Origin of the sequence: Brevundimonas sp. (assembly GCF_046293315.1) — a bacterium.
Taxonomy (GTDB): domain Bacteria; phylum Pseudomonadota; class Alphaproteobacteria; order Caulobacterales; family Caulobacteraceae; genus Brevundimonas.
This window is the reverse complement of record NZ_JBKBPF010000128.1, coordinates 1-519: the sequence shown is the minus strand read 5'-3', so window position 1 is coordinate 519 and position 519 is coordinate 1. Positions and strand designations below refer to the sequence as shown.

The window sequence follows — 519 nt, the reverse complement described above, 5'->3', positions numbered from 1 at the left end:
GATCCCCGGCCATTGGTAGATTTCTCTGAGATAGTTGGACAGCACCGGATAGTCTTCGATCCGGCGGATGTTGCACTTGAAGACGCCGTGATAGGCCGCGTCGAAACGGACGAGTGTCACGAACAGACGGATATCGGCCTCGGTCAGGTATTCACCGGCGATGTACCGGTTGGTCGTCAGGTGGTGCTCGAGTGTGTCGAGCATCTCGAACAGGCTCGCGACCGCCTCGTCATAGGCATTCTGAGTCTTCGCAAAACCGGCGCGATAGACGCCGTTGTTGACGCGCTCGTAAATCGGGCTGTTCCAGCGATCGATCTCCGCGCGCAACACATCCGGATAGAAATCGAGGCGGTTGCCGGTGAGCTCGTCGAAGGCCGAATTCAGAACGCGGATGATGTCGGCGGACTCGTTGTTGACGATGCGCCCTTCCTTCATATCCCAGAGAACGGGAACCGATACCTTGCCGGTGTAGCCGGCGTCGCTCGCCGTATAGAGTTCGTGATGGTAGCGGATCAGACC

At 58.2% G+C, this 519-nt stretch carries 1 protein-coding gene; it reads right to left on the bottom strand.

What is annotated here, in order from left to right; translation table 11 throughout:
* Positions 1-519, bottom strand: a 519-nt coding sequence (locus ACK4SE_RS14375; protein ID WP_409694093.1) for a glutathione S-transferase C-terminal domain-containing protein, incomplete at both ends; no start/stop codon positions are given.